Origin of the sequence: Nocardia sp. BMG111209, assembly GCF_000381925.1 — a bacterium.
In the GTDB taxonomy this organism is placed as follows: Bacteria; Actinomycetota; Actinomycetes; order Mycobacteriales; family Mycobacteriaceae; genus Nocardia.
This window is the reverse complement of record NZ_KB907307.1, coordinates 4,154,195-4,168,024: the sequence shown is the minus strand read 5'-3', so window position 1 is coordinate 4,168,024 and position 13,830 is coordinate 4,154,195. Positions and strand designations below refer to the sequence as shown.

At 69.3% G+C, this 13,830-nt stretch carries 10 protein-coding genes; 8 read left to right on the top strand and 2 right to left on the bottom strand.

The features are described from left to right. The first annotated feature begins 46 nt into the window (after nucleotides 1–46). From lepA to G361_RS0119185, 3 genes are all read left to right on the top strand, one after another. Nucleotides 47–1,930, top strand: coding sequence for a translation elongation factor 4 (gene lepA, locus G361_RS0119195; RefSeq protein ID WP_369797902.1), 1,884 nt, complete (start codon nucleotides 47–49; stop codon nucleotides 1,928–1,930). Between the two features lie 154 nt (nucleotides 1,931–2,084). Continuing rightward, nucleotides 2,085–5,801 (top strand): hypothetical protein, encoded by a 3,717-nt coding sequence (locus tag G361_RS0119190; protein WP_026343228.1) that lies wholly within the window; start codon nucleotides 2,085–2,087, stop codon nucleotides 5,799–5,801. Then, nucleotides 5,798–7,591 (top strand): hypothetical protein, encoded by a 1,794-nt coding sequence (locus G361_RS0119185; protein WP_019928728.1) that lies wholly within the window; start codon nucleotides 5,798–5,800, stop codon nucleotides 7,589–7,591. Before G361_RS0119190 ends, G361_RS0119185 begins: the two co-directional genes overlap by 4 nt. A 9-nt stretch (nucleotides 7,592–7,600) precedes the next feature. On the opposite strand, the gene G361_RS0119180 is transcribed toward G361_RS0119185, so the two are convergent. Both G361_RS0119180 and G361_RS44140 read right to left on the bottom strand, forming a co-directional pair. Then, nucleotides 7,601–9,634 carry a glycoside hydrolase family 15 protein gene (locus tag G361_RS0119180; RefSeq protein ID WP_019928727.1) on the bottom strand — a complete coding sequence of 678 codons (2,034 nt, stop codon included), beginning with the start codon at nucleotides 9,632–9,634 and terminating at the stop codon, nucleotides 7,601–7,603. 179 nt (nucleotides 9,635–9,813) lie between these two features. Next, nucleotides 9,814–10,170, bottom strand: a complete 357-nt coding sequence (locus tag G361_RS44140; protein WP_019928726.1) for a hypothetical protein — start codon at nucleotides 10,168–10,170, stop codon at nucleotides 9,814–9,816. A 97-nt stretch (nucleotides 10,171–10,267) separates the two neighbouring features. On the opposite strand from G361_RS44140, the gene G361_RS0119170 reads away from it, so the two are divergent. The 5 genes from G361_RS0119170 (at nucleotide 10,268) to cysW (ending at nucleotide 13,821) form a co-directional block, all read left to right on the top strand. Beyond that, on the top strand, nucleotides 10,268–10,531 hold the full coding sequence (locus tag G361_RS0119170) for a hypothetical protein (RefSeq protein ID WP_019928725.1): 264 nt from the start codon (nucleotides 10,268–10,270) through the stop codon (nucleotides 10,529–10,531). A gap of 230 nt (nucleotides 10,532–10,761) precedes the next feature. Continuing rightward, on the top strand, nucleotides 10,762–10,854 hold the full coding sequence (locus G361_RS51845; protein WP_369797901.1) for an Ms4533A family Cys-rich leader peptide: 93 nt from the start codon (nucleotides 10,762–10,764) through the stop codon (nucleotides 10,852–10,854). A 190-nt stretch (nucleotides 10,855–11,044) separates the two neighbouring features. Further along, nucleotides 11,045–12,103, top strand: coding sequence for a sulfate ABC transporter substrate-binding protein (locus tag G361_RS0119165; RefSeq protein ID WP_019928724.1), 1,059 nt, complete (start codon nucleotides 11,045–11,047; stop codon nucleotides 12,101–12,103). A 12-nt stretch (nucleotides 12,104–12,115) separates the two neighbouring features. Further along, a complete protein-coding gene (gene cysT / locus G361_RS0119160) occupies nucleotides 12,116–13,015 on the top strand; it encodes a sulfate ABC transporter permease subunit CysT (protein ID WP_019928723.1) in 900 nt (299 codons plus the stop codon). Continuing rightward, entirely contained in the window at nucleotides 13,012–13,821 is an 810-nt protein-coding gene (gene cysW, locus G361_RS0119155) for a sulfate ABC transporter permease subunit CysW (RefSeq protein WP_019928722.1), read from the top strand. The genes cysT and cysW overlap by 4 nt, the downstream gene beginning before the upstream one ends. The last annotated feature ends 9 nt before the right edge of the window (nucleotides 13,822–13,830 follow it).

Below are 13,830 nucleotides of genomic sequence, written 5' to 3'. Positions count from 1 at the left end.
CGCGCCGCGCGACCTGGGGGCGGACCTGCCGCGACCCCGTGGGATCATGGACACCGCCAAACGACCCATGACCAGGAGCACCGTGCCCAGCTTTGCCGACACGACGTTCACCGATCCCGCGCGGATCCGGAATTTCTGCATCATCGCCCATATCGACCACGGGAAGTCCACTCTGGCCGATCGCATGCTGCAGTTGACCGGGGTGGTCGAGGAGCGGCAGATGCGTGCGCAGTACCTGGACCGGATGGATATCGAGCGCGAGCGCGGGATCACCATCAAGGCGCAGAACGTGCGGTTGCCGTGGTCGGTGGCGGGCGAGGACTATGTCCTGCACCTGATCGACACGCCCGGACACGTGGACTTCACCTACGAGGTGTCGCGCGCGCTGGAGGCGTGTGAGGGCGCGATTCTGCTGGTCGACGCGGCACAGGGGATCGAGGCGCAGACGCTGGCGAATCTGTATCTGGCGCTGGACAAGGACCTGACGGTCATCCCGGTGCTGAACAAGATCGATCTGCCGGCCGCGGATCCGGATCGGTACGCCGCCGAACTCGCGCACATCGTCGGCTGCGAGCCGGAGGAGGTGCTGCGGGTGTCGGGTAAGACCGGCGTCGGCGTGCCGGAGTTGCTGAACAAGGTGATCGAGACCGTGCCGGCACCGGTCGGTGCGGGCGGGTCGCCGGCCCGCGCGCTGATCTTCGACTCCGTCTACGACACCTATCGCGGCGTCGTCACCTATGTGCGCGTGGTCGACGGCAGACTCACCCCGCGGCAGAAGATCAAGATGATGTCCACCGGCGCCACCCACGAACTGCTGGAGATCGGCATCGTCTCGCCGGAGCCGAAACCCACCGGGGGACTGGGGGTCGGCGAGGTCGGATACCTCATCACCGGTGTGAAGGATGTGCGGCAGTCGAAGGTCGGCGATACCGTCACCACGGCCCGCGAGGGCGCGACCGAGGCGCTCACCGGATATCGCGAGCCGCGGCCGATGGTCTACTCGGGTCTGTATCCCGTCGACGGCTCCGACTATCCGGACCTGCGCGACGCGCTGGACAAATTGCAGCTCAACGATGCCGCGCTGACCTACGTGCCGGAGACCTCGGTGGCGCTGGGCTTCGGATTCCGCTGCGGCTTCCTGGGCCTGCTGCACATGGAGATCACCCGGGAGCGGTTGCAGCGCGAATTCGATCTCGACCTCATCTCCACCGCGCCGAACGTGATCTATCGGGTGGTGATGGAGGACGGCACCGAGCACGTGGTCACCAACCCGTCGTTCTGGCCGGAGGGCAAGGTGCGGCAGATCTTCGAGCCGATCACCAAATGCACCGTCATCGCGCCGAGCGAATTCATCGGCACGATCATGGAACTGTGCCAGGGCCGCCGCGGCGAACTGCTCGGCATGGACTACCTGTCCGAGACCCGGGTGGAGATGCGGTACACGCTGCCGATGGCGGAGATCATCTTCGACTTCTTCGACTCGCTGAAGTCGCGCACCCGCGGCTACGCGTCGCTGGACTACGAGGAGTCCGGTGAGCAGCAGGCCGATCTGGTCAAGGTCGACATCCTGTTGCAGGGTGAGGCCGTCGACGCGTTCTCCGCGATCGTGCACAAGGACGCCGCGCAGGCCTACGGCCACAAGATGACCACCAAGCTGCGCGAACTCATTCCGCGGCAGCAGTTCGAGGTGCCGATCCAGGCGGCGATCGGATCGAAGGTCATCGCGCGCGAGAACATCCGCGCGATCCGCAAGGATGTGCTCGCGAAATGCTACGGCGGCGACATTTCCCGGAAGCGGAAACTGCTGGAGAAGCAGAAGGAGGGCAAGAAGCGGATGAAGACCATCGGCCGGGTCGAGGTTCCGCAGGAAGCCTTCGTCGCGGCACTGTCCACCGACTCCGCCTCGGACAAGCCGAAGGACAAGAAGTAATCGAATAGGTCTCGATACCGGTGAGTAGGTAGCTACCGGCCGTCGCCACCTCGATAATGTGACAGGTTCGTTATGCTGCGCATAAGGTGTTGACGATCTAGTAGGTAGGACCCGTTCGGTTCAGTGCCGGGCATTGAGAGCGGAGCTTCGGATTATGCGTGACCTGCCCCTCGACGAGGATGATCCGGCCGTGGGTGAGGACACGCCGGACGTCCCGTACCGGATCGCGACCGGCGTGGCCCGGGTCGCGCGGGCCGGCGCGTACGTCACCGGCGGTGCGCTCGTCGCCTCCAACGGTAGCCCGGCGCCGTCGCCCGAATCGCACGACAGCCGGTTCGCCACCTGGTCCACCAACGATCCGCAACCGAACGCGCCCAGCCCGGTCGTGACCTACCCCGACCCTTCGCCCGATTCGGTCCCGCCGGTACTGCGCGGACCCGGCGCGCACCCGCCGGTGACCGTCGGCGACCATCCGACCACGGTGCTGCCGCGGCTGAACGGTACGGCGCCCGGCAGTTTCGGCCCGCCGAGCGATACCGGCCACGGCGAGGGCGATGCGCAGCTACCGACGCTCGACGGCGGAATGGGCGGCGCGCAACATGTTCCGGGCCACGGCGACGGCTTCGGCCTGCCGAATCTGGACGGCACCATGGGCGGGGGCGACGGCCACTCCGCACCCCCGATGGGTGTCCCCGGCTTCTCCCAGTTCCGCCCGCCGACCCACGGCGCCTCGCGCTGGGTGCCCGGCGATTCGGACGAGGACGACGACGGCGGTCACGACTCGGATTCCACCGGCGGATCCCCGTTCGGCTGGACCACCACGGGCCGAAACTTCGGCCTACCCGGGGGCCACCTGCCCGGTGCGGCCGGCTTCGGCCTACCCGGGGCCGGTGAATGGCCCACCCAGGAGAACCGAGCGGTCAGCACCGATCCGGATGCCGACCAGGACCAGGACGGAACGGATTTCGGTCCCACGGACCAGGATGCCTACGGATTGCCCGGCGGCACAACACAATTCGGTGATCTATCCGGCGGCGGCTTCGGTTTGCCCGGCAGCTCCAGATATCTCACGGACGCCGGCGGTAACGGTTTCGGTTTGCCGGGGGGCCCGGCACATCTCGCCGATGCGGCCAGTGGGGGATTCGGCCTACCCAGCGGGGGGTTCGGGTTGCCCGGTGGCCCAACACATCTCGCTGATGTCTCCGGTGGGGGATTCGGATTGCCCGGCGGTGCGGGACATTTCGCCGACGGATCCGGCGGGGGATTCGGCCTGCCGGGCGGCGCGCCGCATCTCACGGACGCATCCGGCGGCTTCGGACTACCCGGCACCGGTAGCGCCTTCGACGGCATCGGCAGCGGTACGGGACTTTTCGTGGGCAGCGAGATGCAGGTCGACGTCCATGTCGGCCTCGACGGCGTCTGGGTGACCACGGAGACCCAGCTGAGCTTCTCGGTCGGCAACGTGGGCGAGCAGCTCGACCACTACACCGACTGGCTGGGCACCAGCGCGGGTCACGTACCCGACGGCAACAGCCAGGACAACGGCATCGGCCTGATCTCCCACCTCAACCACGACAACGCCGCCCGCGTCGCCGACGCCTCCGGCACGACCGCGGGATCCGGTTTCACGGCCGACGGTGGGGCACCGACTGGGGCCGCAACGCCTTTCGCCGCCGCAGGTGCGAGTGACGCCGCGGCCGGTGGACCTTTCGGCCACGACCCCGCGGGAGGTGGCCCATTCGGGTCTTCTCCGTCCGGTGGGGCTTTCGACGCGGGGCATCCGGGCGCCGGACCCGGAATTAGCCCGGCGGACGGTTCGTTCGGCGCGGGACCTCTGGGTGCGGGTATCGCGGGCGGCCCGGCCGCAGGTGCGGCCGGTGGCCCGATGGGCGTGAACCCGGCGGGCGGTCCCCCGGGTGTGGTTCCGGGAGGCGGCCCGTTCGGCGCGGGTCCGACGGGTGGTCCGTTGGGTGCGGATCCGGCAGGTGGTCCGCTGGGCGCGGCCCAGGCGGCCGGTCCGTTGGGTACCCACGGAGTCGGCCCGTTGGGTGCAGGTCAGGGAGTCGCTCCGCTCGGTGGGGGCCAAGGGATCGGTCCGTTGGGCGCAGGCCAGGCAGGCGGTCCTCTGGGCGCAGGTCAGGGAGTCGGTCCGTTGGGTGCGGGCCAAGGCGGCCCGTTGGGCGGCGGCCAGGCAGGCGGCCCGTTGGGTACCGCCTCGGCGGGACCTCTGGGTGCCTCCGCTGGTGGTCCGATGGGTGTAGGTCCCACGGGCGGTCCGATGGGTGTCGGCTCTGCCGGTGGTCCGGTAGGTGTCGGTCCTGCGGGCGGTCCGGTCGGCATGGGTGCTGCGGGTGGTCCGCTCGGTGCGAACGCGGCCGGTCCGCTGGGTGCGGGAGCGAATCCCGGCGCTTTCGGTGGTGGGCCTGCGGGATTCAACGCGGGTGGTTCGTTCTCGCCCGGCCAGGGTTTCGGATCCGCCGGAGTGGCGTCGAATCCGATTGTGGCGCAGCCGAGTCCGTTCACGGTGCCCGCACCGGCGGCACCCGCACCGGTGGCGCCGATGGTCGTGCAGCCGGTCGCCGCGACCCCGTTGCAGACCACGATCCAGCCCGATGCGGCCAGCCATCCGATCGCGAACGTGTGGTCCGCGCCGACGGGTCCGTCGCCGCTCACCGCCGCGTCCGGCGCCGCACCGGCGCTGTTCAGTGGGGCCAACCAGCCGCCGGACAGCGGCCACGGCCCGTCCGGTGGACATTCCGGGGCCCCGGTCACGCCCACCGAGCACAGTGCCGATCCGACCGGCGGCCACACCCCGATCCCGCACGTGAGCGTCGCTCCGGGCACGGTGACCGAGAAACCCACCGCGCCGGTCGATCCGACCCGGCCGAGCCCGACACCGTCGGCGGTCGACAAGCCCTCCGACGTGGTGACCCCCTCGCACACCCCGGGCCGGGACGGTCTGCCGTCCACCGGCCACGACACCGGCCCGACCGGCACCCACGAGGCGTCGCCCACGACCGGTCGCGATGGCACCGACGGCCGGGACGGTTCGCCGTCGACCGGTCACGACAGCACCTCGGACGGCCGGGACGGTACGTCGAACAGCGGTCGCGACACGTCGACCGGCCGCGGCGGCACCGGAACCCACGACACCACCCCCAACGGCGGACGTGACGACAGCACCGGTCCGACCACGGGCAGGGACGACACCGGCCCGACCACGGGCCGCGACGGCGGTACGACCGGCGGGCACGATCGCGGTACGACCGGCGGCCACGACAGTGGCGACGGCGGCACCGCGGCCCCGCCGCGCGATGGCGGCGATTCGCACGGTTCCGGTGGCGGCGACACCCATTCACCCGGCGGTTCGGCACCGACCGGCACAGTTCCGACCCATCAGCCTCAGCCCGGTGACGGCGGATCGCCGACGGGACACGAACCGTCCGCGCCGTCGGTGAACGCGCCGCTCCCGCCGAATCCGGGCCCCGGCGACAACGGCGGTGCCGGAGGCCATTCGGCGTCCGTCCAGCCACCGGTCACGGTCGACCCCGGTCACGCCGTACCGCCGTTGAAGCCGATCGCCTACGCCACCGACGCGAGCATTGCCCACGCCACCGATACCAGCATCGGCCACGCCGCCGACGGGAGCGCCGCCTACGCCACCGACAGGGGCGTCGCCTACACCACCACCGCTGCCCACGACGCGGACGCGAGCGTCGCCCACATTTCCGCCGCGAGCGATTTCGGTTGGCAGCCGGACCATTCCGGGCTCCTCACCGGGCTCGGGTTGTCGTCGGATCTGTTGCCCGGCGCCTACGACACCGACTTCCATCCGGTGCTGCACCCCGTCGACACCCCACTGCACCTGTGAGCGGGCCGGTCGTCGCCGATTCCGCCACCGCCAAGCATCCGGATGCGATGGCGCCGCTGGTGGGGCTGCTCGACGAGCTGCTCGAATGGACCGTGACCGCCGCGCGGGGTGATCTGTCGGTCCGGCTGGCGCTGTCGCGGGCCCGGGTGGCCGATCCGCGGGTGCGGCTGGTGGTCGTCGGCGAATCCGGTACCGGGATGAGCACTTTGGTGAACGGTCTGGTCGGTGCCGCGGTCAGTGCGACCGACAGCCCGGTCAGCGTTCCGGTGATCGCCGAGTACGGGCCGCATCCGACGGCCACGCTGATCCGCGGGATCGGTAACGGCCGGACCGAGCGGCAGCGGGTCGATCCGCTGGATCCCGGGCCGGCGCTGGCCGCGGAGAACGTGATCCGCGCCGAGTTCACCGAACCGAGTCCGCTGCTGGCCGAGGGTTTCGTGCTGATGGATGCGCCCGGCGCGCCCGCCGACACCCCCGCGGCCTGGTCGCTGATCGCCGCCGGCGATGCGGTGCTGTACGTGGCGGACGCCGGTACGGCACTGACCGCGGATCAGATCGCCTGGTTGCAGCGGATCCAGCAGGTGTGCCCCACGGTGGTGTGCGTGCTGAACAAGATCGACCGCTATCCGCACTGGATGCAGGTGCAGCAGCGCAATCGGGAGCTGCTCGACGAGGCCGGTCTCGGATTCGCGGTCGCCCCGATCTCCGCGCTGCGCCATCTGCAGACCGCGAGCGATCCGCGCCGGGATCTGGAATCCGGTGTGCCGCAACTGATCGAGCATCTGCGCAGTTATGTGCTGGGCCGCGCCGACAGCGTCGCCCGGGATGCCGCGGTGCGCGACATCCGCACCATCGTCGATCAATTGGCGCTCACCCTGCGCTCGGAGGCGGAGACGCTGCGCGACCCGCGCCGCTACCGCGAGATCGCGGATCAGTTGCGGCAGTTGCGGATCGAGGCCGACGAGTTGCGGCAGCGCACGGCGGGCTGGCAGGTCACCCTCGCCGAGGGCTGTGCCGAACTGGTCGGCGATATCGAGCACGATCTGCGGCACCGGTTGCGCACCCTGGTCCGCGAGGCGGAAACCGAGATCGCCGAACGTGATCCGGGCCGCCGCTGGTCCGCGTTCGGCGCCGATCTGGATGCCCGGATCTGCGAGGCGGTCGAGGAGAATTTCGTCACCGCCCACTACCGGTCGGTGGAGCTGGCCGAGGAGGTGTCCGGCAAGTTCCCGGGCACGGAACACGATGTGCCGCTGCCGGATCTGCGGCTCGGCGATCCGAGCGAGGTGCTGGAGCCGGTCGCCTCGCTGGAACCGCTCGACACCGCGAAACACGGTGCGACCCAACAGGCTCTGACCGCGTTGCGCGGATCCTACGGCGGCATCCTGATGGTCGGCCTGGCCACCAGCCTGCTCGGGATGTCGCTGGTGAACTGGTATTCCGCGGGCGCGGGTGTGCTGCTCGGCGTGAACGCGCTGTGGGACGACCGCCGGATCCGCAAGCAGCGCCGGCAGGTGGAGGCGAAGGTCGCGGTCGCCCGGCTGATGGACGACGTGATCTTCCAGGTGGGCAAGGAATCCCGCAATCGGCTGCGCACGGTGCAGCGGACCCTGCGCGGCCACTTCACCGATATCGCCAACCAGACGCTGCGTTCGGTCGACGATTCGCTGCGCGCGGCGGAAGATGCCGCCGCCAACCATGCCCCGGAGACGCGCAGTCGGCGGCTCACCGAGATCGAGTCGACGCTGGTGCGCCTCCGCGAGATCCGGGAGACCGCCGACGCGCTGTGAGCCGCCGCCTCAGACGGTGCGGTGCGCGGCGCGGAACGCGCCGACCTCGGTGTGCTGCTCGGCGCGGATCACGTGGGTCAGCGCGTTGATCAGGGCCAGGTGGGTGAAGGCCTGCGGGAAATTGCCCAGATGCCGGCCGGTGCGCGGATCCAGTTCCTCGGCGTACAGCTCCAGTGGGCTGGCGTAGCCGAGCAACCGCTCGCACAGCCGCCGGGCCCGCTCCACCTCGCCGATCTCGACCAGCGCCGACACCAGCCAGAACGAGCAGATCGTGAAGGTACCCTCGGCGCCGAGCATGCCGTCGTCGGTGGTGTCGGTGCGGTAGCGCAGGACCAGACCCTGTTCGGTGAGGTCGTCCGCGATGGCCAGCACCGTCGCCCGCACGCGCGGATCCTCCGGCGGCAGGAAGCGCACCAGCGGCACCAGCAGCAGGGAGGCGTCCAGGCTGTCGCCCCCGTAGACCTGGGTGAACACGCCGTCGGCGTTCACCCCGTGCTCCAGGACGTCGGCGTGGATCTCGTCGGCGATCTCCGACCACTTCTTCGCGTAGTCGAGTTCGCCGTGCATCTGCGCCAATTGGGCGCCGCGGTCCAGGGCGACCCAGCAGAACACCTTCGAGGAGGTGAAATGCCGTGGCTCACCGCGGACCTCCCACATGCTGCGGTCGGGTTCGCGCCAGTGCGCGATCGCGGCCTCCACCTGGCGAAGCAGCATGGGCCACAACGACTCCGGGACCTGCTGGCGCGACTTCACGTGCAGATACACCGAATCCAGCAGCATTCCCCAGATGTCGTGCTGTTCCTGGTTGTAGGCACCGTTGCCGATGCGGACCGGCCACGCGCCGTCGTAGCCGTGCAGATGGTCCAGCTGCGATTCGGTGATCTCGCGCTCGCCGCCGACGCCGTAGAGCACCTGCAGCGGAATGTCGGCGCCGTCGTCGGAGGTGCAGGCGTCGGAGAGGAAGGAGAAGAAGTCGTCGGCCTCGCGATTCAGGCCGAGGGTGTACAGACCCCACAGGGCGAAGGACGAATCCCGCACCCAGCTGTAGCGGTAGTCCCAATTGCGTTCGCCGCCAGGGGTTTCCGGCAGCGAGGTGGTGGCCGCGGCGAGCAGTGCGCCGGTCGGCGCGTAGGTGAGGCCCTTCAGGGTGAGCGCGCTGCGCTGCAGATAACCGCGCCACGGATGATCGGGGAACTTGCCCAGCGTGATCCACTGCCGCCAGTACTCGGTGGTGGCCCACATCTTCTCCGCCGCTTCGGCATACGTGCGCGGCGGCGGCAGCAGCGACCAGGACAGCGCCACGAACACCTCGTCGCCCTCGCGCATCCGGGTGCGGGCCCGCGCCTCCCGGCCCTCGAGGCCGAGCCGCAGATCGGTGGTGAGCGTCAGCGTCGGGCAGTCCGGGCTGCCGCCGGCGGTGGCCTGCTCGTACACGTCGCCGGAGTACTCCCAGACCACCGGGGTGCGGTGATAGTCGAAGGCCGGTTCGCAGTTGACCTCCAGCTCGATCACGCCGTTCACGCATTTCACGGTGCGCAGCAGGATGTGCTCGGCATCCCAGTCCATCGGCGTGCGGCGATAGGTGCGGCTGCGCTTGTCGTTGTTGTGCCACGCGCCGAGCACCAGCGCGTCGCGCACGATCAGCCAGCCGGTATCGGTTTGCCAGGTGGTTTCCACGATCAGGCCGCCGGGCAGGTAGCGGCGAGCGGCCGGCACGTTCACGCCGTACGGGCCGACCCGGAAGTGCCCGGCGCTGCGATCGAGCATCGAGCCGAAGACGCTGGGGGAGTCCGGCCGGGGCAGGCACATCCACTCCACGGCCCCGTTGCGCGCGATCAGGCAGCTGGTCTCGCAATCGGACAGGAACGCGTAATCGTCGATCGGGGGATACGAGGATTTGTGCGTGCTGCCGATGGCCTTGGCGATGTAACCGCCGCCCACCTCGACATCCGGCGGGTCGCCGAGTGAATCCCGTCGCACCGGCACGTCGGTGTCGTCGGCTTCGATGGGGTCGTCGGCCAGCGGTTCGTCGTAGGACGCCATGTGACCATCATCGGCGCGCTGTCCAGTGGCGTCTACACCGCATCGGTGGTCGCCCGGTGAACGACGTGCGAGATCGTCAGAACCGGACGAATCGGGCGGAAATCAGCGGGTGAACAACCAGGCGACGATCACGAGGACCAGCAGCGCGACCAGGGCCAGCTGCACGCGGGACCGCGGCATCAGACCGCCTCCTCCGCTGTGCGGCGGCGCCGGCGCCGCGGTGCGCCCGGATGACGCGGACTCCCCGCACCCGGGCCGTCCCCGCCGCGCACGGCCTGCCGGCGCCGGCGGACGCCGACCGTACGGGCGACGGCGGACCGGGCGGACGGCTGCGCGGGTCGCGGCACGAGTGGCTGGGCCGCCGGGCGGTCCCGGCCGAGCAGGCGCAACGCGATCCGCAGGCCGCGATCGAGCAGGTAGGCGATCGCGAAACTGACCGGGATCATGCCCACGAGGACCACGATGAACTGCGGAATGAAGGGCAGGCCGGCCACCCAGAGCTCGAAGCCGTCCCACCACCCTGCGAAGCGATGCACCCGCCCAGCCTAGTTCCTTCCGGCGGCCACGGGACCATCGGATGAATGCGGGGGAAGAGTTCGGCGAAGCTGCCGAGTTGCCGGTACGCTGCACGGCATGTCGACCGATGAGGACTTCGCGGAGCTGACGGCCATGCTGGACGCCGACGATATCGAAGACGAGCCCCGCCTGATCGCCACCCACTACGCGACGCCCGAGGAGGCGATCGAGATGGTGCGCGCGGCGCAGACTCTCGGCCTCGGTATTCGCCTGCACAACCGCCTCCGGGTCGAGGAGCCCGGCGACGACGGCGAGGAGACGGCGGTGGAGGAGTGGATCCTCGACCTGCTGGACAGCCCGCCGGAAGTCGAAGAGGACTGATCCCCGAAGGCCGTCACCAGCGGCTTTCCGAGCAGTACATTCCGTTCGCGGTGCCGCCGCACCTACTCGTGGCGGCGCCGCCCCCGGTAGGTCGCCCGTCGTTTCCCGGCGACCGGTACCGACCCTCCGGTCCGCTGCGTACGCGGCGGATTGTTCTGTTGGCGCAGAATTAACCGCATAGTTATCCGGGTAGTTCGCGGCACCCTGTCCGATTCTGTTACAGTCTGCCGGTGTCTTCGAGCGCTGTACCGCAGGTCCGCCATGAATTGGCGTTGATCGCAGTCGGCTGCCTCGTCGTCGCGGACGTCTACTGTCGCGCTTAGCCGCGGCACCGCTGCGCGTTCTTCCCCTTGGGTAGACTGGCGCGCATTCTTTCTTGCAGTTGTGCCCGTACCTCCGAGCGGCCCCGCGCCGCAGCCGCGCCACTGCCGTGACCATTCCCGTCCGGCAGATCTACCCGGCAACCGTCCGCGCCGACCCGATAACGCGCGGAAGCAGGAAAGGTTCAACCCGATGTCTCGCAGTTCCGGTTTTCTCTCGCGCCGACGGGCACTCGCCGTCGCGCTCACCGCGGTGGCGGCGGTCGGACTCACCGCGTGTGGCGGCGGATCCAGCGACTCGACCAGTGGAAAGAGCGACAACGCCGGTGGCGCGACCACCAGCAGCCTCACCCTGGTCGCCTACTCCGCGCCGAAGCCGGGATTCGACAAGGTGATCCCCGCGTTCAACAAGACCGACGCCGGCAAGGGCGTGGCGGTCCAGGCGTCCTACGGCGCCTCCGGTGACCAGTCCCGCAAGGTCAAGGACGGCACCCCGGCCGATGTCGTCAACTTCTCCGTCGAGCCCGACATCACCCGGCTGGTCGACGCCGGTCTGGTCGACTCGACCTGGAACGCCGACGCCAACAAGGGCGTGCCGCTGACCTCGGTGGTCGTGATCGCGGTCCGCAAGGGCAACCCGAAGGGCATCCACGACTGGGACGACCTGCTGAAGCCGGGCGTCGAGGTGGTGACCCCGAACCCGTTCAGCTCCGGTTCGGCCAAGTGGAACCTGCTCGCGCCGTACGCGGCCAAGAGCGAGGGCGGCAAGAATCCGCAGGCCGGCCTCGACTACCTGAGCAAGCTGGTCACCAAGGAGCACGTCAAGGTGCAGCCGACCTCCGGTCGCGAGGCCACCGAGACCTTCCTGCAGGGCACCGGCGACGTGCTGCTCAGCTATGAGAACGAGGCCCTGTTCGCCGAGCGCAACGGCGACCAGCTCGAGCACTTCATCCCGCCGATCACCCTGAAGATCGAGAATCCGGTCGCGGTGCTGAAGAACGCCAAGAACCCGGACAAGGCCGTCGCCTTCCGCGACTTCCTGTTCAGCTCGGACGGTCAGACCGCGCTGGCCACCGGCGGATTCCGCCCGGTGGATCCGAAGGTCGCCGCGAACTTCACCAAGGATTTCCCGGCGCCGTCGCAGAAGTTGTGGACCATCGCGGATCTGGGTGGCTGGAAGCAGCTGGACAAGGACCTGTTCACGCAGGGCACCGGCAGCGTCGCCCAGATCTACGACAAGGCCACCAAGTAGCGACCACACGGAATGATCGACGACGTGAGTGACAGTGCGATCGACCTCGGGACTGCCGCCGGTCCCGAGGTCGGGCGGGAGACGTCCGGCGGCAGGCCGAGTCCGTCCTGGCTCCGGATAACCGGAGCGGTCGGGCCGTTGGGGATCGCGACCGCGATGCTGTGGCTCAGCGTCATCGTGCTGCTGCCGCTGGCGGCGCTGACCGTCCATTCCTTCGACCACGGCTGGTCCGGGTTCTGGGATGCGGTCACCGCGCCGTCGGCGCTGCAGGCGCTGCGCATCACCGTGCTGGTGTCGATCGTGGTGGCGGTGGTCAACGTGATCATGGGCACCCTGGTCGCCTGGGTGCTGGTCCGCGACGAGTTCCCGGGCAAGAACTTCGTGAACGCGCTGATCGATCTGCCGTTCGCGTTGCCGACGATCGTGGCGAGCATCGTGCTGCTGGCCCTGTACGGGCCGCAGAGCCCGGTCGGCATCCATCTGAACGCCACCCAGCCGGGCCTGATCGTGGCACTGGCGTTCGTCACGCTGCCGTTCGTGGTGCGGGCGGTGCAACCGGTGCTGCTCGAGGCCGATCGAGAGGTGGAGCAGGCGGCCGCGTCCCTGGGCGCCGACAACCTGACCACGTTCCGCCGCATCGTGCTGCCCACCCTCGCGCCGGCGATCATCTCCGGTGGCGGGCTGGCCTTCGCGAGGGCCATCGGCGAATTCGGTTCGGTGGTGCTGATCGGCGGCAACATCCCGCGGCACACCCAGGTGGCCTCGCAGTACATCCAGCAGCAGATCGAGGTGGACCGGCCGGTCAACGCGGCCGCGGTGTCGGTGGCGCTGCTGGTGATCTCGTTCGTGGTGCTGCTGGTGCTGCGGGTGTTCTCGGAGCGGACCGCCCGGAAGGAGAAGCAGACCCGATGAAACTGGCCGCACCCACCCGGATCTCGCTGCGCGTCATCGCGCTGGCCTATCTGTTCGTCCTGCTGGTCGCGCCGCTGATCATCATCCTGTGGCGCAGTTTCGAGCACGGGATCGCCGCGTTCTTCACCTCGATCACCACCCCGGCCGCGGTCTCCGCCATCGACCTCTCGCTGCTGATCATCGCGATCGTGGTGCCGCTCAACGTGGTGTTCGGCGTGATCACCGCGATCGCGCTGGTACGCGGCAACTTCCCCGGCCGCAGCCTGCTCCAGGGTGTGGTGGATCTGCCGTTCGCGGTGTCGCCGGTGGTGGTCGGCGTCTCGCTGATCATGCTGTGGGGTATCAACGGCTGGTTCGGCGGTATCGAGCATCTCGGCATCAAGGTGATCTTCGGCCTGACCGGCATGGTGCTGGCCACCATCTTCGTGACGCTGCCGTTCGTGGTCAGCGAGGTGGTGCCCGTACTGCACGAGATCGGCGACGACCAGGAACAGGCCGCCGCCACGCTGGGGGCGTCCTGGTGGCAGACGTTCTGGCGGATCACCCTCCCGGCGATCCGCTGGGGGCTCACCTACGGCATCGTGCTCACCGTCGCGCGGTCGCTGGGCGAATTCGGCGCGGTCACGATGGTGTCGTCGGCGCTGCCGGGCATCTCGCAGACGCTGACGCTGCTCGTGCACGGGCGATACATCAACGACCACAACACCTTCGGCGCGTACTGCGCGGCGACGCTGCTGATGGGGCTGGCGCTCGTCACCCTGATTCTGATGACTCTGCTCGAACGCAAGCGGGGGAATGCCAAGTGATTCGAGTAA

Excerpts from the sequence above, each read along its gene's own strand:
- cysW (WP_019928722.1), top strand. The coding sequence starts at position 13,012 with ATGAAACTGGCCGCACCCACCCGGATCTCGCTGCGCGTCATCGCGCTG.
- lepA (WP_369797902.1), top strand. The coding sequence starts at position 47 with ATGGACACCGCCAAACGACCCATGACCAGGAGCACCGTGCCCAGCTTT.
- G361_RS0119180 (WP_019928727.1), bottom strand. The coding sequence starts at position 9,634 with ATGGCGTCCTACGACGAACCGCTGGCCGACGACCCCATCGAAGCCGAC.
- G361_RS0119170 (WP_019928725.1), top strand. The coding sequence starts at position 10,268 with ATGTCGACCGATGAGGACTTCGCGGAGCTGACGGCCATGCTGGACGCC.
- G361_RS0119190 (WP_026343228.1), top strand. The coding sequence starts at position 2,085 with ATGCGTGACCTGCCCCTCGACGAGGATGATCCGGCCGTGGGTGAGGAC.
- cysT (WP_019928723.1), top strand. The coding sequence starts at position 12,116 with ATGATCGACGACGTGAGTGACAGTGCGATCGACCTCGGGACTGCCGCC.
- G361_RS0119165 (WP_019928724.1), top strand. The coding sequence starts at position 11,045 with ATGTCTCGCAGTTCCGGTTTTCTCTCGCGCCGACGGGCACTCGCCGTC.